The organism is Pseudoalteromonas sp. CST2, assembly GCF_028599385.1.
Taxonomy (GTDB): Bacteria; Pseudomonadota; Gammaproteobacteria; order Enterobacterales; family Alteromonadaceae; genus Pseudoalteromonas; species Pseudoalteromonas atlantica.
Window position 1 is genome coordinate 1 of record NZ_JAQREO010000017.1, and the last position, 17,963, is coordinate 17,963.

The 17,963-nt window shown below is 40.7% G+C and carries 12 protein-coding genes; 6 read left to right on the top strand and 6 right to left on the bottom strand.

Features of this window, described 5'->3' with window-relative positions; genetic code table 11:
- Positions 1-314 precede the first annotated feature (314 nt).
- Complete coding sequence (gene gppA, locus PSH41_RS17485; protein ID WP_096040975.1) at positions 315-1,808, bottom strand: guanosine-5'-triphosphate,3'-diphosphate diphosphatase; 1,494 nt, start codon at positions 1,806-1,808, stop codon at positions 315-317.
- 44 nt (positions 1,809-1,852) lie between these two features.
- The gene (gene rhlB / locus PSH41_RS17490) at positions 1,853-3,130 is read right to left on the bottom strand and encodes an ATP-dependent RNA helicase RhlB (protein ID WP_054983731.1); all 1,278 of its coding nucleotides are present in this window, start codon (positions 3,128-3,130) and stop codon (positions 1,853-1,855) included.
- 91 nt (positions 3,131-3,221) lie between these two features.
- Between rhlB and trxA the strand changes: the two genes are divergently transcribed.
- Positions 3,222-3,548, top strand: a complete 327-nt coding sequence (gene trxA / locus PSH41_RS17495) for a thioredoxin TrxA (protein WP_004588957.1) — start codon at positions 3,222-3,224, stop codon at positions 3,546-3,548.
- 182 nt (positions 3,549-3,730) lie between these two features.
- Positions 3,731-4,990, top strand: coding sequence for a transcription termination factor Rho (gene rho, locus PSH41_RS17500; RefSeq protein WP_004588958.1), 1,260 nt, complete (start codon positions 3,731-3,733; stop codon positions 4,988-4,990).
- A gap of 223 nt (positions 4,991-5,213) precedes the next feature.
- Here the strand turns inward: rho and PSH41_RS17505 are convergent, their stop codons facing one another.
- The gene (locus PSH41_RS17505) at positions 5,214-8,027 is read right to left on the bottom strand and encodes a tetratricopeptide repeat-containing hybrid sensor histidine kinase/response regulator (protein WP_064384577.1); all 2,814 of its coding nucleotides are present in this window, start codon (positions 8,025-8,027) and stop codon (positions 5,214-5,216) included.
- A gap of 75 nt (positions 8,028-8,102) precedes the next feature.
- Between PSH41_RS17505 and PSH41_RS17510 the strand changes: the two genes are divergently transcribed.
- Entirely contained in the window at positions 8,103-8,666 is a 564-nt protein-coding gene (locus PSH41_RS17510) for a DNA-J related domain-containing protein (RefSeq protein ID WP_273589732.1), read from the top strand.
- Here the strand turns inward: PSH41_RS17510 and dbpA are convergent, their stop codons facing one another.
- Positions 8,667-10,055 (bottom strand): ATP-dependent RNA helicase DbpA, encoded by a 1,389-nt coding sequence (dbpA, locus tag PSH41_RS17515; RefSeq protein ID WP_054983733.1) that lies wholly within the window; start codon positions 10,053-10,055, stop codon positions 8,667-8,669.
- Positions 10,056-10,261: 206 nt separating this feature from the next.
- Between dbpA and PSH41_RS17520 the strand changes: the two genes are divergently transcribed.
- The 3 genes from PSH41_RS17520 to PSH41_RS17530 all read left to right on the top strand — a co-directional run bounded on the left by PSH41_RS17520 (position 10,262) and on the right by PSH41_RS17530 (position 14,926).
- Positions 10,262-12,340 (top strand): TonB-dependent siderophore receptor, encoded by a 2,079-nt coding sequence (locus PSH41_RS17520; protein WP_096738906.1) that lies wholly within the window; start codon positions 10,262-10,264, stop codon positions 12,338-12,340.
- A 150-nt stretch (positions 12,341-12,490) separates the two neighbouring features.
- Positions 12,491-13,891, top strand: coding sequence for a M20/M25/M40 family metallo-hydrolase (locus PSH41_RS17525; RefSeq protein ID WP_273589733.1), 1,401 nt, complete (start codon positions 12,491-12,493; stop codon positions 13,889-13,891).
- Between the two features lie 93 nt (positions 13,892-13,984).
- A complete protein-coding gene (locus PSH41_RS17530; RefSeq protein WP_273589734.1) occupies positions 13,985-14,926 on the top strand; it encodes a tetratricopeptide repeat protein in 942 nt (313 codons plus the stop codon).
- Positions 14,927-14,975: 49 nt separating this feature from the next.
- Here PSH41_RS17530 and PSH41_RS17535 read toward each other — a convergent pair whose 3' ends face one another.
- Together PSH41_RS17535 and PSH41_RS17540 are read right to left on the bottom strand one after the other, a co-directional pair.
- Positions 14,976-16,934 carry a S9 family peptidase gene (locus tag PSH41_RS17535; protein ID WP_273589735.1) on the bottom strand — a complete coding sequence of 653 codons (1,959 nt, stop codon included), beginning with the start codon at positions 16,932-16,934 and terminating at the stop codon, positions 14,976-14,978.
- Positions 16,935-17,049: 115 nt separating this feature from the next.
- The gene (locus PSH41_RS17540; protein WP_273589736.1) at positions 17,050-17,961 is read right to left on the bottom strand and encodes a DUF808 domain-containing protein; all 912 of its coding nucleotides are present in this window, start codon (positions 17,959-17,961) and stop codon (positions 17,050-17,052) included.
- Positions 17,962-17,963: the final 2 nt, after the last annotated feature.

The window sequence follows — 17,963 nt, forward strand, 5'->3', positions numbered from 1 at the left end:
GTTAAAGAACGTTGCGATTAAAGCGTTAAACTTTATCTCGCTAGGGCTGCGCATCTTACGCTTTCCTATTTTTTTGTCAACACTTAATTTTGTTAAACTTGAAAGTTTTTAAAACTAAGTTTTACTCAACTCACTGATTGACTCTTGCCTCGCTAAGCGTTGCGCTCTGCCGTCTCAGTGGGGTCGCATTATAGGGAGATCCGAAAACAGATCAACCCTTTTTTGAAGAAAACTTGAAATAAATGACTGTTCGCGTGAAATTGAAGCAAAGTGGTTACTTTAAACACTAAAAAGGCCCTTACGGGCCTTTTATATTAGTTTACGATGAGTTTCCAACCGAGTTTACTTTGCAATTTAGACTCTTGTTGTAGCTCACTAGCCATAAGAGGGTGTTCTTTTAACCAGTTATTGGCAAACTTTAAGTCTAAGGTGTCTTTTTCTACAGATAACTCTATTTTAGGAAGTACGTCGTCTTGTCGGCGCATCGATAATATTACGGCAATTCTTAATAACCTAACTAAGTATTGGGTAAGTGTACTATGTGCGCCTAGAACGTCGAAGCTGCCTTTTTGAATATCGGAGCGATGTGCATTGGCAACAGCTGCAATCACTTTATGTTCAGATTGTGAAAAACCTGGCATATCGGTGTTTTCTATAATGTAGGCTGTGTGCTTGTGATATTGCTTGTACTCTATTAATAAACCAATTTCGTGTAGTTGTGCTGCGGCTTTTAAAAGCGGCAACGCATTTTCACTAACAAGCGGCCAGCTTTCACCTACTTGCTCTGCCAGTTGAATAACTAAGCTCGATACTCGATTAGCTTGCTTTTGATCAACATGGTAACGGTCCATAAACCCATCAACGGTGCGTTTACGAATGTCGTTGTTATGAAGCTCGGGCACCATACTGTAAAGCACACCTTCGCGAAGTGCACCGCCAGCTAATCCCATTTTTTCAATTTCAAGCGATTCAAATAGCGCAATTAAGATAGCTAGACCAGATACAAAAACTAATCTACGCTCTTCGCTTAGACCAGGTAAGTCTAGTGCAGCGATAGTGCTAAACGTTATTGATTGCTCTTTTATTTTATTTAGCTTTTCTAGAGTGAGTAGTTCATCTAAGTGTTGCGCAACCATTATTTCTTGAATGGCTTGCACCGTGCCAGAAGCACCCGATGCAATTTGCCAACCTGCTTGTTTATACTCAGGGGCAATTTCATCAATAACTTCGTGGGCAGCTTTGATGGCAGCGTTAAAGTTTGCTTCACTTAATTGGCAATCTTTAAAATAGCGCTCTAAATAAGTAACGCACCCCATATTTAAGCTTTTATAGTGCAGTGCCTCAAAGCCCTTACCTATAACGACCTCGGTACTTGCACCACCAATATCAATAACTAGCTGCTTGCCAGTGCATGATGAAGTGTGTGCTACGCCTTTATAAATAGTGCGTGCTTCTAGCTCACCACTTATTACATTAATAGTGTGGCCTAAGATTTTTTCGGCTTGTGCTTTAAAAACATCGGCATTCGTCGCAAGACGTAAAGTGGCCGTTGCTACTATGGTTATATTTTGTTTTGGAATGTCTTGTAGGCGCTCAGCAAAAAGTGCAAGGCACTCCCAGCCTCGCTGCATTGCCTCAGTGCTTAATACGTTATCTTTATCAAGCCCTGCGGCTAATCTTACTTTGCGTTTAACGCGGCCTATAGTTTGTAGGCCGCCAGCAATTGATTTAGCAATTAGCATATGAAAGCTATTTGAGCCTAAATCAATGACTGCATACACATTTTTTTGCGGTTTAAATTGCCCCACCGTTCAAAAACCTCTAGTTACTACTACGTACAGTAACGGCCGAGTTACGACCGTCCTTTTTGGTAACTATTATTTGGGCGACGTCCGTTATTATTACTACGATTACGTGGGCCTGTAGAATAGTTGCGCTTTCTTTGAATAGTAGGCTTTGTTAAATCATCTAGCAATGCGGTTTTATCATAATGTGATAAAGGAATGCTGTGCTCTATATACTCTTCTATTTCATGCAGGTTATAAGCGTACTGCTCACATGCAAAGCTAATTGCATGACCTGATGCGCCCGCACGACCTGTACGGCCTATACGGTGAACGTAATCTTCACAATCATCTGGCAGGTCAAAGTTAAATACATGACTTACCTCAGGGATATGTAGCCCACGTGCTGCCACATCGGTTGCCACTAAAAAGTCTAATTCGCCTTTGGTGAATTGCGCTAATATAGATTGGCGTTTTTTCTGGTTTACATCGCCAGTGAGCATACCTACTCGGTGGCCATCGGCTTTTAACCAGGCATACACTGTTTCACAGCTGTGCTTCGTATTGGCAAACACAATGGCTTTGTCTGGCCATTCTTCCTCAATTAAAGTTAATAGCAGCTTAATTTTATCTTCTTGAGAAGGATGAAATAGCTCTTCTTTAATTCGCTTACCTGTTTTAACGTCTGGCTCGATTTGAACGTGCTCAGGGTTGGTCATATGTTCAAAGGCAAGTTCTTGCACGCGATAAGAAAGCGTGGCAGAAAATAATAGATTTAATCTATCTGCTGTATCTGGCATACGGCGGAACATGTAACGAATGTCTTTTATAAAGCCTAAATCGAACATACGATCGGCTTCATCAAGCACAACTACCTCAATTTCATTAAGGGTGTAACAGCCTTGCTTGTACAAATCGATTAGGCGACCTGTAGTACCAATTAAAATATCAACGCCTTTTTCTAATTGTGCACGTTGTTTTTCGTAATCTTCGCCACCATATACTAAACCTAAGTTAAGATTACAGTGCGGCGCTAAAATTTTAGCATCTTTGTGTATCTGAATCGCAAGCTCCCGAGTCGGGGCCATGATCAGGGCTCTTGGATGTTTACTAGGTGCTTTGCTAGATTGTAATAACCGATGGCACGTGGCAGTTAAAAACGCCAACGTTTTGCCCGTACCTGTTTGTGCTTGGCCCGCGATATCGCGTCCGTCACAAATAAAAGGTAGGCATTTTGCTTGAATGGGTGTGCAATATTCAAACCCACTTTCGGTTAAACCGGCAACCACTTCCGGTGCGATAGCAAAGTCTGAAAACTTTTTATCGGTCAAATGTGTCTTAGTCATAGCGTTTAAGCATAACGTTTAAACTTGCAATAAGAAACAAGAGTGTTTAAATACGCACTAAATATTTCGCCTAACTAAATCGGAGAGCGCAATGAGCGAGAAAATAATCCAAATTACTGACGATAGCTTTGAAGCTGACGTATTACAATCAGACAAGCCTGTACTAGTAGATTTTTGGGCTGAGTGGTGCGGACCTTGTAAAATGATCGCCCCTATCCTTAATGAAGTAGCTGATGAATACGAAAGCCGTGTAACAGTTGCTAAATTAAACATCGACCAAAACGCGGGTACACCGCCTAAATTTGGTATTCGTGGTATTCCTACTCTGCTTCTTTTTAAAGACGGCCAAGTAGCTGCAACGAAAGTTGGTGCGCTTTCTAAAACTCAACTTATTGAGTTCTTAGAAAACAATATCTAAGTAAAAATTAAAAAAAAGGGCGTTTTTGCCCTTTTTTTGTGTTTATTTTGTATAAAGACTGGACGCTATGCCAGTGAACTGCTAGTTTATAAAGCCAACTAATCCTTAGTTATATTCAACAAACCTCACTCAACTATCAAAGCGATTTTGAGTATGACAATTGTAATAAAGAACCCACCAATATGCATTTACGCGAATTAAAAGACAAGTCTATAAAAGAACTTGTAAACTTAGCTGAGTCCATGGGGCTCGAAAACGTAGCCCGCTTAAGAAAGCAAGATATCATTTTTGCCATTCTTAAAGCACACGCCAAAGGCGGAGAGAACATCTTCGGTGGCGGTGTACTAGAGATTTTACAAGATGGTTTTGGTTTTTTAAGATCATCAGAAGCATCTTACTTAGCTGGCCCAGATGATATTTATGTATCTCCAAGCCAAATTCGCCGTTTCAGCATGCGTACTGGCGATTCTATTTCAGGGCTTATTCGTCCACCTAAAGATGGCGAACGCTACTTTGCTTTATTAAAAGTAAATGAAGTTAACTTCGATAAACCTGAAAACTCTCGCACTAAAATTCTTTTTGAAAACCTTACCCCACTACATGCAAACGAACGTTTTCGTATGGAACGCGGTAACGGCAGTAAAGAAGACATTACCGCTCGTGTACTTGATTTAGCATCTCCAATTGGCCGTGGCCAACGTGGTTTGTTAGTAGCACCGCCTAAAGCGGGTAAAACAATGCTACTGCAAAACATTGCACAATCAATTACTCACAATCACCCAGATGTTACATTAATGGTTTTACTTATTGATGAGCGTCCGGAGGAAGTAACCGAGATGCAACGCCTCGTTAAAGGTGAAGTTATTGCATCAACGTTTGATGAGCCAGCTTCTCGCCACGTACAAGTTGCAGAAATGGTTATTGAAAAAGCAAAACGTTTAGTTGAGCACAAAAAAGATGTGGTTATCTTGCTTGATTCAATCACCCGTTTAGCGCGTGCTTACAACACCGTTATTCCTTCATCAGGTAAAGTACTTACCGGTGGTGTTGATGCTAACGCACTGCACAAGCCTAAGCGCTTCTTTGGTGCTGCACGTAATGTTGAAGAAGGCGGTAGCTTAACGATTATAGCTACAGCACTTATCGACACGGGCTCTAAAATGGATGAAGTTATCTACGAAGAGTTTAAAGGTACCGGTAACATGGAACTACATTTAAATCGTAAGATTGCTGAAAAGCGTGTATTCCCTGCCATCGACTTTAACCGCTCTGGTACGCGTCGTGAAGAACTACTTACTAAGCCAGATGAGCTACAAAAGCTGTGGATTTTACGTAAGATTGTTCATGAAATGTCAGAGATTGATGCAATGGAATTCTTAATTGATAAGCTTTCTATGAGCAAAACGAACGATGAATTCTTCGATTCGATGAAACGCCAATAAGCGCGTTTTCATTATATAAAAAAAGCGCCTAGGGCGCTTTTTTTATGTTTAAACGACTAATACCAATCGGCTTAGATATTTAGCCTTTCTAGCATACTAAATAAAGCGTTAATGGCGTTATAAATTTCTTATGTAGAACAACTAGGTGTCAAAACTTATGCCTTATGACCACTCTATTTATCTGTCGCTATAAATGTCTAATAACCTAACACGATTGGTATAATTAACTCTCGTTATATTTTTTAAGTACACGCTGTAATTCATCTACAAGCTTTTGAATGTGCTCTTTACTTTGGCTTTGTTTATTGAGTAAAGCCATATCGAGATTTTTAGCGGCCTTGGCAATATCGTCTAACGCAAACATTTGCGCAGCACCTAAAATACGATGGCTGTCTTTTTGTAGTGCCTCTAGGTCATTACTATTATGGTGCTGACTTATGGTTTCGCTTTCAAACGTGAAGCTTTGCTTAAAACTTGTTACTAAGTCGCTCATGTCTATCTTAGCTGTATAGGCTGCCTCTTGTTTTGCTTCACCTAAATGCTGGGCAAGGGTGTTATAAAACGCGTTTTTATCTAATGGCTTACCTAAATACCCTGTAAACCCTAGGGCAAGATAATCATCAACTTCATGGCTCATTGCATTGGCCGTTAAAGCAAAAATAGGCGCTTGAAAGCCGCACTGTTGCAACAACGAAAACGCAGCACGCCCGTCCATAATAGGCATTTGTATATCAAGCAGCACGAGGTCAGGGTATATTTGTAGGCACTTCTCAACCGCTTGCTCACCATTTTCTACCGCAATAACTTCAAGCCCCATTGAACGTAAATAACGACTTATGAGTCTGCGATTGTCGGGATGATCCTCAGCCAAAACTACGCGCCCGGTTAACTGCTTAACCTGTTCAGCGGCGCTTACATGTTCGTACTCATCTAGCTCTTTTTCAACTTCTACACAGGGTAAAAACAGCGAAAACTGACTTCCGCGTTTAAACTCACTTTGTACGCTAATGTAGCCGCCCATCATAGAGGCTAACTGTTGAGACAAACTAAGCCCTAACCCGGTGCCACCAAAGCGGCGACTAATACTGTTATCGGCTTGGCTAAAGCATTCAAATATTTGTTTTAGCTGTGATGAATTCATGCCAATACCGGTGTCTTTCACTATAAAAACAAGCCCTTGCTCGGTTTTGTTTAAAGACACAACAACCTGCCCCGCCTGCGTAAACTTAACGGCATTAGCACATAAATTAATGAGTATTTGCTTCACCCGCATTAAATCGAGCTTGGTATAAAACGCATTGCCTACATGGTTATCAAAACGAATTTGTAAATGCTTTGCCTTAGCCTGCGTAATAAACATGGCATGTACATCGCTAACAAGCTGCACTATGTCAAAGCACGAAATATTAAGCTCTAATCTGTTTGCTTCTATTTTACTTAAATCGAGTACGTCATTAATTAAACTTTTTAAGTGATCGCTATGTCGTTGAATTATTTTTAATTCGTCTTGTAGGTTTTCAGGCTCGTACAAACCATTAATTAAATCATCTGTTTGGCCTAAAATAGCGGTGAGCGGGGTTCTAATTTCATGGCTAATATTTGCCAAAAACTGGCTTTTAACATCATTTGCTTCTCGTAGCTCTTGGGCAATAGCTTGTAGCTCTGCTGTACGCTGCGCGACTTGTTCTTTTAATAACTGCTTAGCACGCTTTTCGGCGCCCCGACGATAAAGCGCGGTGCCCGTTACAATTACTAAAAATAATAAAACAAAAATAAAAACCGTAAGCTGCGAGCGTTGGCTCATTTTTAACTTTTGTACTTTTCGTTCTTGCTTCAGTTTTTGAATTTCTTGATTTAACTGAGTAGCTTTAAATTGATTTTGTAATACAGCTAAGGCGCTGGTAATTGTTTCGCTATTTATACCGCGCTGCTCTGCTACAAACTTTTCGTGCAGAGTTAATGCCTCAGCGTAGTTGCCTTTGCTTGCCTCTAGGAGCGAGCGTGTACCAAAAGCATCGCGCTTTATACGCACACTATTATATTGTGTGGCCAAATCGGTTGCTTTATCTAAGCTTTTTTGCGAATCAGCAAGCTCACCTCTCACAAATTGTATTTTAGCCAGTGCATGTAAGGCGTTGAGCTCTAAACTGTGATTAGCAATTTTAAGGGCATTTTGTACCCCCAATTTAGCTTGCTCGTAGGCAACATCCACGTTATTAAGAATTAAATTGATGTTTGCTAAATTAGTATATTGGGTAGATAACTTATTATAATCATTGGTAGAAATATAATAGCGCAGTGCCATTTGATAATAATGCAGCGCTAAATCAAATTGCGAACTTTCGTAGTAAGCAACCCCTAAATTATTGTTAACTTGCGCTATACCGCTGGTATCAGCTAATTTTTGATAAACTTTAAGTACTTCTTTATAAAATAAAATGGCGCTTTCGTAACGTGATAACCTAATGTACACCCCTGCTATATTTAGCAAAATATCAGCTTGGTCTTGAGCACTGCCCTTTTTCTCATAAATCTCTTTTGCTTTTAAATAATATTCGAGCGTTAGCTCCATATTATTCATTTCGAAGTACGCTAAACCAATATTACTTAGCAGGTTTGCAAGCTCTACTTGCTTATTGTTTTTTTCAACAATCACCATGGCGCGGCTATATTCAACAATAGCTTGCTGAAAATACCCCTGAAAATAAAACACAACGCCTTGCATTTTAATGGCTCTAAAGTGCATATCTGGTAGGTAGTTTAAGGAGGTGTGCTGTTCTAATTTTTTAAAATACAACAGGGCATTTTCAAAATCATCTGAGGAGAAGGCTAAATCGGCAAGTTCAGAATACACACTGACCTTTTGGGATTCTGTAATATTTTTTGCTTCAAGCAGTGCATTACCTAGCGTGAGTTTTACGTCCCACTGCTGCTCTTTTTTAAATTCATCAAATAAAGATACACTATTTTGAGCAAAGCTTGGCAGTATGAACACACAACATAAAACAAATAAAAGGCACTTCAATTTGCCTTGCATAATATTATTCCTTCAAACTTTAGCTTTAGTCAGTGTAATCTTTATTGAAGATACACAACAAAACGAGTGCAAACAATGCTTAACCCCCTGATTGATGAGATTTTTGAGCTACTTTTAACTCAGCGTGTTTGGAAAGTTCATACCTTAGCTGCAACGCTCGCTCAACAAGGGGTGTTACCACCTTTAGATGCAAACCCTGAGCAAAATTTATTTAAAAAGAATTTTTTAATTATGAATGCTTTATTTGAGCTACAAACACAGCTATTACCCAAGCACTTAATTATATCGTCATTACATATTGAACTTACAGAGCCAAGTAGCAATGTAGCAACGCAATCCCATTTAAAAGGTTACTATTTAAACTGGGAAAACTACGACACCAGTGCCAAAGACATAGAGGCATTATTAGATAGTTTTTGGCAGCAATTTAACCCACTAATAAAGCAGCCAGTTGGGCAAATTGAGCCATTACTTAAGGCTTGGCAATTACCGCCAAACTTTAGCCTGGCTATGCTACAAAAGCGCTGGCGGCAATTGGCATTAAAACATCATCCCGATAAGCAAACTGGGAGTGCATGTAAATTTAGACAAATAAGAGCCGAGTATGAGCAGCTAAAGCTAGCTGCTCAAAACAGGTAATTAACGGGTAAGGCGACGGGCACGAATTTTACGCCCTTTAATATTGCCCTCGGTTAATTTACGTAGTGCAGGTTTTGATGCATTACGCTCAACGGCTACAAAGGCAACGTTATCGAGTACATTTATTTTACCTACTTGGCGTCCTGCAACACCATCTTTGCCAGTAAGTGCACCTAAAATATCACCAGCGCGCACTTTTTGCTTTTTGCCCGAGTCAATCATTAGGGTAACCATTTCAGGCTTGTAAGGCGGCTTTTCTAATAAACTAAAAGCAGGCATTGGCTCTGGCAAAAAGTCTCGTTCGTAATGGTCGCCTATTTGCGCCACTTTAAACTGCTCAGCCTCACCGTAAATAGAACACGCAATACCTTTTTTACCCGCTCGGCCTGTACGCCCTACACGGTGCACATGGGTTTGTGGGTCGTGTGCTAAATGGTAATTTATTACCATGTCCATGTCGTCAATATCTAAGCCACGCGCGGCAACATCGGTAGCAACTAATATCGAGGCACTTTTATTAGCAAAATGAATTAACGTACGTTCGCGATCACGCTGCTCTAAATCACCGTGCAACGCCACTGCGCTAAAGCCTTCACTTGCTAAATCATCACAAACTTGTTGTGTTTCTACCTTGGTATTACAAAAAACAACACAGCTTTGAGGTGTAAATTTAAGCAGTAATAATTTAAGTGTTGAGTAACGCTGTTTGTTGTTATCCATTTTGTAAAAGTATTGCTTTATTGTGCTTTTTTCTTGCTCTTCTTCTACTTTTATCATCTCTGGATTTTTTAATACGCGCTTTGCAATAGCTTCAATTGCACGCGGAAAGGTAGCACTAAATAACAACGTTTGACGATTTTGCGGTATACACTCAATAATTGCATCAAGGGTATCTTGAAAGCCCATATCAAGCATTTGATCTGCTTCATCAAGTACTAACGTTTCAACATCGTCTAAACGCAGTGTACCTTTGCGAATATGATCGTCCACTCGCCCAGGTGTACCCACAATAATGTGCGCGCCATGCTCAAGCGAGCCTATTTGTGGGCCAATTGACACACCACCACATAGCGTTAATATTTTAATATTGTGAATACCGCGGGCAAGTTTACGCATTTCTACTGCCACTTGCTCGGCCAGTTCGCGCGTTGGACAAAGTACAAGCGATTGAATACGAAAACGTTTTACATTTAATTTAGCTAACACACCTAAACTAAAAGCAGCAGTTTTACCTGAACCGGTTTTTGCCTGTGCAATAATGTCTTTACCTTCAAGTACAGGTGGCAGGCTTTGCGCTTGTACAGGCGTCATTTGCGAGTAGCCAAGTGTTGATAAATTATCAACTAAACCAGCAGGTAAAGCCAAAGATGAAAATGCAGTAGAAGTCACAATAAATTCCAAAATAATAAAAACAACACAGGGCTTAGCCCCAAAATATGGCTCTATAATAGCAGAATTCGGGTTAGGCAACCATTAATACCCGATGTGCATTATTTTACGATGCGTTAATCCTTGTTAATAAAAAAGTTGCAAATGATACTAGTTTTCATTAAGATCCTCGAAAAATTTTAACACCCTAACACTGGATGTAATTGATGAAACTAAACTCACTGTACGTAGCACTTGTTGGTGCCATTAGCACAAGCGCCTTTGCCGCCCCTACTGACTTAGAGCGAATTGAAGTTAAAGGTAGTTATTTTAACGACTACAAAGTCGACAACGCCAACGGAGCAATGAGAACATCAGCGTCATTGTTAGAAACAGCGCAATCAGTAACTGTTATTAGCGATACAATAATTAGCGAGCAATTAGCAACGACCCTTGGCGAAGTACTTACTAACGATGCAAGTTTAACTGCCGGCTCTCAACAACGTAACCGTGAAGTATTTAACTTACGCGGCTTTGAACTTAGCTCTTCAACAGGCTACTTACGTGACGGACACCAACATTGGTCTCACTACCAGCAACCGATTGAAATTCTACAACAAGTAGAAGTTATTAAAGGTCCATCAAGTATTTTATACGGACAATCAGGCCCAGGTGGCTTGATAAACATGGTGACAAAAAAGCCTACAGCAACCACATTATTTAACGCCAGCGCAGATGTAGACCAACACGGCTCTACCCGCTTTATGCTAGACGCAGCTGGTGCACTTACCGACGCTGAAGATTTACGTGCACGCGGTATTTTAGTAAAACAAGATGTTGATTACTGGCGCGAATACCAAAACGGCGAAAACCGTGAACGCGACCGTTTTTTAGGTGCTGTAATTGTTGATTACGATTTAAGCGACAACGCATTAGTACGTGTACATTACGACCGCACAGACGACGAAGCAGGCCTAGATACAGGTGCATGGATAGATGACAACGCCAATGTGATTGGCGATGACAAAACCATTCGCGATATGTCTTGGGCATTTACCGACATAACAGTAGAAAACTTAGGCGTAGATTTTGAAGTGTACTTAAACGATCACTGGCAAGTTAAGCTTGGTTACAACGAGCAAACATTTGAGCGCCAGCGTTTTGAGTCTGCACCTCGTAAGCCAAGCACATTCGTAGAAGGCGATAGCTATGAGTCACGCCCTTACGACCGTTTTGACGATTGGCAGTTTAAAACCGCATTTATTGATTTTGTTGGCGAATTTAAAACCGGTAGTTTACAACATCAGTTTTTAATTGGTGCAAACTCGCTAGATTACTATTACGGACAACGCCGTACATCAGCAGAGTATTTTGATTTTGCCGCTGGCCAAAACGAGCCAAGCCGCCCAACAGTAAGCTATAAATCAGATGATACTATTAGCGAAACTGAATACGACTACTACGGTATTTACGTTCAAGACTTAATTACTTTCTCGCCACAGTGGCAAGTATCATTAGGTGGTCGTTACGATGAGCAAAATAGAGAAGGCGCAGATAACGAGTCGTTCGTACCAAAAGTAGGTGTGCTTTATCACCCTAACCCTTCTGCGACTATTTATGCTAGCTACTCAGAAGGTTTTGAGCCACAAGGTAGCGATACATTAGTAAGCGAAACTGACATCAACAACGGTATGAAGCTTGATGCTGTTACCTCTGAGCAAAAAGAGATTGGTGTTAAATGGCAACTATTTGATGACCGCCTAATGTTAAGCGGTGCTGTATTTGATATTAGCAAAAAAGGCACCTTAGTAACCGAAGCACTTGAAGTGCCAGTGGGCGAATTTACCTCTGAAACAAACCAAGTAGGCGAGCAGCGCCATAAAGGGCTTGAGCTAAGCGCGCAAGGTGCAGCTACCGATCGCTTATTTGTTATGGCATCAACTATGTACTTAGATGCAAATTTTGAGCGTGACGAAGACCTACAAGGTAAACGCCCTACTGATGCTCCTAAATGGTCTGCATCACTTTGGACACGCTATGAGTTAAACGACACCATTGCATTTAATGCCGGTGCATTTTATGAAGGTGAGCGCTTTGCCGATAGTGCAAACACAGTAGTAAAAGATGCTTACACACGAGTAGATGTAGGTGCAACTTACAAACTTAAAGTAAGTAAAACCGATGTAAACCTTCGTTTAAACATTGAAAACCTATTAGACGAAAACTACTTAGGCGGCGGTGGCTTAAACAACGTTACCGTGGGCGAAGGCACAAATGTACGCCTAGCAGCTCAATTTAGCTTTTAAGTTATAAACTTATACTTATAAAGCCTGCACAATAATAATTGTGCGGGCTTTTTACTGCCTATTAAAAACACCACTGCATTCATCTCATCTATTTTTTAAAGCCTTTAAAAAGTGCTCTAATACACTTAATTATAAAAAGGCTTACTCTATATGAAAAAAATTATTACAGCGCTACTAATGACTAGCAGCCTCAGCGTTAGCGCAAACAATGCAGAATTCACCACAACGCAATTACAACAGGTTGATGAGGTGCGCACTGCTGCACTTAAAAGCCATTTAAGCTACGAGCTACTCGAGTCACTCACAACAGAAGTTGGCCCTCGCTTACCCGGCACTGAAAACGATAAAAAAGCAGTAGCATGGGCTAAAGCAAAATTTAACGAACTTGGTTTTGATAAAGTATGGCTTGAAGAAGCAACATTTCCAAAATGGCGCCGTTATAGCGAAAGCGGAAAAATACTCACCCCAAGTGAGCAACCTCTGCATTTAACTGCGCTGGGTAACAGTGTAAGCACACCTGATGATGGCATTAGTGCACCGGTTGTGTTGTTTGAAACATTGGATGAGCTAATTGCAGCACCAGCAAATAGCTTAGAAGGTAAAATTGCCTATATTAATTACCGCATGAACCGCGACATAGACGGCAACGGATACGGCCCCGCAGTAAAAGCACGTGCCACAGGCGCAATTGAAGCTGCAAAAAAAGGCGCGGTTGCTTACATGATGCGCTCAGTGAGCACAGCTCACCATCGCTTTGCTCACACTGGTGGTAGTTACTATAAAGAAGGGGTTAAAAAAATACCTAACGTAACTATTGCCAACCCGGATGCGGATCAAATAGCGCGCTTAGTGGCCTTAAACAAAAAGGTAACGGTTAATATAAATGTACAAACACAAAGCCTAGGAGAAGGCACAAGCTATAACGTTATAGGCCAATTTAATGGCACCGAAAACCCAGAACAATATGTGTTAATTGGCGGCCACCTAGACTCGTGGGATTTAGGCACTGGCGCATTAGATGATGGTGCAGGTGTTGCGCTAACAATGGCTGCGGCTAAACACATTAGCGATGTTAAACGCCCTAAGCGCAGTATTCGTGTTGTACTGTTTGCAGCAGAAGAGCTTGGGCTTTGGGGTGCAAAAGCTTACTTTGCACAACACAAAAGTGACTTACACAATATAGTTGCAGCTGCTGAGTCGGACTTTGGCGCCGATGTAGTATATGGTTTTGAGTCAAATGTTAATGCGGCTTCTCTGCCAGTAGTGCGTGCCATAGCAAAAGAGCTGGCTGCGTTAAACATTGAGTACATTGGTAAAAACCAGGCTAACGGCGGGCCAGATTTAATCCCCTTAAAAAAAGCGGTGTCGGCACCTATATTTGAGTTGGCCCAAGATGGCACTGATTACTTTGATTACCATCACACAGCTGATGACACACTCGATAAAGTAACGCCTGCTAAACTGCGCCAAAATACCGCTGCGTATGCTGTATTTGCGTTAATGGCAGCAGATGCCAAAACAACAATTCAACCGAAAGCGCAGACTAACTAATAACTGACATACTTACTTACAGTTTGTAGCTTTAATAAACGCACTCCTTGTTTTACCTTTATATAAATTAAATAAAACAAGGAGTGTGCGGGCATGTTGCTTTTCAATACGAGTCAGTCGTTTCCTCATTTTGCACAAATACAGTGCTGCCCTAACTGCCATAGCCGCGCCTATCATCTAATAAACCAAAGTCGTTTTTTACGCTTTACGGTTATTCCTGTTCTACCTTTAGCACTAAACTATAAATACGAATGCTATCAATGCGGCCATAATGCGCCTGTAAAATTAAAGCAGTTACCGATGTTTGAAATTTTCACTCTACCTAAATACTTTATAGGGGTATTTTTAGCGTTATGGGTGGGGCTATTTTTTTACCAACAACACGCTGCAGCGCAAGCGCAAAAGCAAAGCTACTTAACTAACCCTAAAGCCTACGATACGTATTTAGTACACGCTGATAAATTTACTCATGAGCCATGGACACTCACCAACTTAAAAGTTGCGCAAGTTTTAAGTTTTGACGAGCAGTTTATTACGTTTCAAGTAAGTAACTACAGCTATAAGCGCAACAAAGGCATTACTACTGCAATGCGTACCAGCTTATTAGTACAAAGAGGTTACTTCTCAGATGACAAAATTACTTTGCCTCGTAGCGAAGTAAAAAGACTTTACAGCGACGGGGTGATTTACGACGTACTGCGCCCCTCAGCAAACAGTTTATATGGTGGTTTTGTAATGTTTCCGCCAAAACCAAAACCGCTATATAAAGGCTTAAAGCTCGACAAAAATAACCAACAGGGCATTACGTATTTTAAAAACGGACAGTATAGCGATGCGCTTGAGAGTTTTACTCTAGCCGCAAATGCCGACTCGCAATGGGCGCAGCTCAATCTTGCGCAAATGTACCGAGATGGACAAGGCGTGACTCAAAATGTACAAACAGCAAAACATTGGTATGAGCAGGCAATAGCGCAAGGTAATAGCAAAGCTAAAATAGAATTAGAGGAAATGTGCGATAAAGCAAACTGCAAATAAAAAATGGCCAGTTTAACTGGCCATTTTCAATCTTCATTCATACTTATAATTAGAAAGTCATATGCTCATCTAAAAAGTTAAGTACTTGCTTGTAGTAGCGCGTTCTGTGCTCTGCTTTATAAAAGCCATGCCCTTCATCTTCAAGTAACTCGTATATGTAAGGATGGTTTTCTTTTTTTAGCGCTGCAACTAAAGACTCAGCTTGCTCAATTGGTGCTCTTTCATCCTGCCCACCATGTACAATTAAAACTGGCGCTTTAAGCTTGTCTATGTTGTAGCTAGGTGAAAAACGCTTTAACAGTGCCTCATCAGTACCAAGCGCGCTTTTAAGATAGCGCTGTCCACGGTCACGTTCAGAGATATCGCCTTCTTCAAACATTAGCGGTAAATCGTACACCCCAACTACACCAATAGCACACTGAAACATATCAGGTTCTAAAATTGCACTTTGTAGTGCCGAATAGCCGCCAAAACTAGCGCCCATTATACAAATATTATCTTTATTTACAGTGCCTTGCTCTATTAAGTATTTTACACCGTCAATAATGTCGTATTGTATTTCGGCACCCCATTTTTTATGTCCAGCATGTTCAAAGTTACGGCCAAAGCCACCAGAGCCTCTAAAGTTAACTTTTAGTACTGCAATGCCTCTACTGGCTAATAGCTGAGCTTCGCTCTCATAGCCCCACCAATCTCTTGGTCCATGAGGCCCACCGTGAGGCATAACAACTAAAGGTAAGTTTTTCTCATCAGTATTATTAGGGATGGTTAAATATCCGTATATTGTTAAGCCATCACGCGCTTTAAAATTTACAGGTTTGGTTATAGCCATTTCACTTGGCTTGATCCAGCTTTTAGTCGCAAACAAAAAGCGTAGGCTATTCTTTTTGGCATCGAACAAGTAGTAACTGCCAGGGTTAGTATCGCTTGACGCAAAAATAATACTCTTCTCACCATCTTCAGTACTACTAACAAGCTGAACTTGCTGCCCTTGAAGCGACTGTATTAATGCTTTTAAGCGCACACTTTTATGTGAATTATTTATAAAAGAATAGGCAGGATAGCCAAGCTCATTTTCAATTGCGAATAATTCTTTAGAAACTTCATCTACCCACACTTTTTTTGGAGAGACCTGTGGTTCTTTATGCAAAAGCTCAAACTTTTTGCTCTCTAAATTTAGTTTATAAAGCCCCTTTGCTTCGCCATTTTCTGACGCTGTCACATAAACAGAAGCACCGGTACTATCAAACGCATGGAGGCTAATATCAGTGTATTTTAACTCTCCTAAATCAAGCTGTTGCCATTCACCACCTGACTTCTCACGGGTATAAATTTTTTGATTAATATAATCATCGTTTGAAACAGCAACACGCACATTACCATCATGGTCTGTTAAAAAGCCTGCCATTTTTGATGGTGAGCGAGCAACTCTTTTTCGCTTTCCGCTGTAAATATCAACTTCATAAACTATTGTATGCGGCTCATTTGAAGCGCTCCATGGGTAGGTCAGAATCAGCATTTTACGCCTATCATGAATAAGCGGGTCTAGTACATAAGAAGTACCTAGTATGGGTGTCGCTTTTTTTATACGGGTTCCTGTTTGCATTTCACCTTGGTAACCCACTAAATATTTGCCTCGGCTACCATCAGCATTTACACCAAAAAGCTCACCATGAAATTCGGGATGATCTTTCCAGCCTTTAATGTACTCTTTAGCCAATACAATTCTTTCATTGTTTACCCAGTAATAATTGCCAACTTGGGCATTATTAGGAAACCTAATTGCATGACTTACTTTAAATGTATCAGTGCTTAGCACCATTAATACATTTTTTCCTTCAGGGCGAGTAATTACAGCTAAGTATTTTCCATCAGGTGAAATTTTCACACCTGCAAACTCTATATCTTTACTAAAGCTTTCTATCGGTACCAAGTCGTTACTTGCTGTAGTATGTGAGCTAAAAATACTGGCCAGTAATAAAGACAGACAAGCCAAAAACTTATTCATTAAAGTTCCTTTTATTTATTTTTGATTGAGCTTTTATGTTACATACTTTTAACAAAAATATACACCATACTTCTTCCCTTAATGTAAACAGGCGTAAATTAATAGGGTTATAAATCTAATCCTTAGGGTTAGTAAGCTTACTCCAAACTAAATGCAGAATAACAATGCATAGCCCCGCTACTACCCCTAGTAATCCGTCAAATATAAGGGGGGCTAATGTTTCGCCGGTGCCATTTAATAACGACTTACCTATGGTTATTACTTCTAATTGCCAATGATGTAGTAGCTCAATACCGTGGGATAAAATGCCGCCACCGACTAAAAACATGGCTACTGTGCCGGCAAAGGCTAAAAATTGCATAAGCCTTGGCGCTGCAGCTAATAACCCCTTACCAAGCATCTCTTTAAATTTATTAGCCGACACCTTTGATTGATTAAGCAAATACAACCCCGCGTCATCAAGCTTTACAATACCGGCTACAAGGCCGTATACACCTATGGTCATTAATACGGCTATAACACATAGTACAAGCGCCTGATTTACAAGTGTGGCACCTGCAACCGTTCCTAAGGTGATCACTATAATTTCGGCTGAGAGAATAAAGTCGGTGCGTATGGCTCCTTTTACTTTTTGCTTTTCATACTCAGCTGGGTCTAATTGCTGCGACTCATCAACCTCTTTTTCGGGGTGAGGTAAAAACCGAGCAAATACTTTCTCAGCGCCTTCAAAACATAAAAATAAGCCACCGATTATTAGCAGCGGGGTTATTAACCAAGGCAGCCATATACTTATGAGCAATGCACCAGGCACCAAAATGGCTTTATTTAAAAATGAGCCCTTTGCCACAGCCCAAACTACGGGTAATTCGCGGTCGGCTGTAACCCCTGTAACTTGCTGAGCATTAAGTGCTAAGTCGTCACCAAGTACACCGGCTGTTTTTTTAGTGGCGACTTTACTCATTGTGGCAATGTCATCAAGTAAGGTGGTTATATCATCAAGTAATGTTAAAAGGTTAATGCCTGCCATGT

Coding starts and splice junctions, on each gene's coding strand:
- PSH41_RS17505 (WP_064384577.1), bottom strand. CDS start 8,027: ATGCAAGGCAAATTGAAGTGCCTTTTATTTGTTTTATGTTGTGTGTTC.
- PSH41_RS17540 (WP_273589736.1), bottom strand. CDS start 17,961: ATGGCAGGCATTAACCTTTTAACATTACTTGATGATATAACCACCTTA.
- PSH41_RS17520 (WP_096738906.1), top strand. CDS start 10,262: ATGAAACTAAACTCACTGTACGTAGCACTTGTTGGTGCCATTAGCACA.
- PSH41_RS17530 (WP_273589734.1), top strand. CDS start 13,985: ATGTTGCTTTTCAATACGAGTCAGTCGTTTCCTCATTTTGCACAAATA.
- rho (WP_004588958.1), top strand. CDS start 3,731: ATGCATTTACGCGAATTAAAAGACAAGTCTATAAAAGAACTTGTAAAC.
- PSH41_RS17525 (WP_273589733.1), top strand. CDS start 12,491: ATGAAAAAAATTATTACAGCGCTACTAATGACTAGCAGCCTCAGCGTT.
- rhlB (WP_054983731.1), bottom strand. CDS start 3,130: ATGACTAAGACACATTTGACCGATAAAAAGTTTTCAGACTTTGCTATC.
- PSH41_RS17510 (WP_273589732.1), top strand. CDS start 8,103: ATGCTTAACCCCCTGATTGATGAGATTTTTGAGCTACTTTTAACTCAG.
- trxA (WP_004588957.1), top strand. CDS start 3,222: ATGAGCGAGAAAATAATCCAAATTACTGACGATAGCTTTGAAGCTGAC.
- PSH41_RS17535 (WP_273589735.1), bottom strand. CDS start 16,934: ATGAATAAGTTTTTGGCTTGTCTGTCTTTATTACTGGCCAGTATTTTT.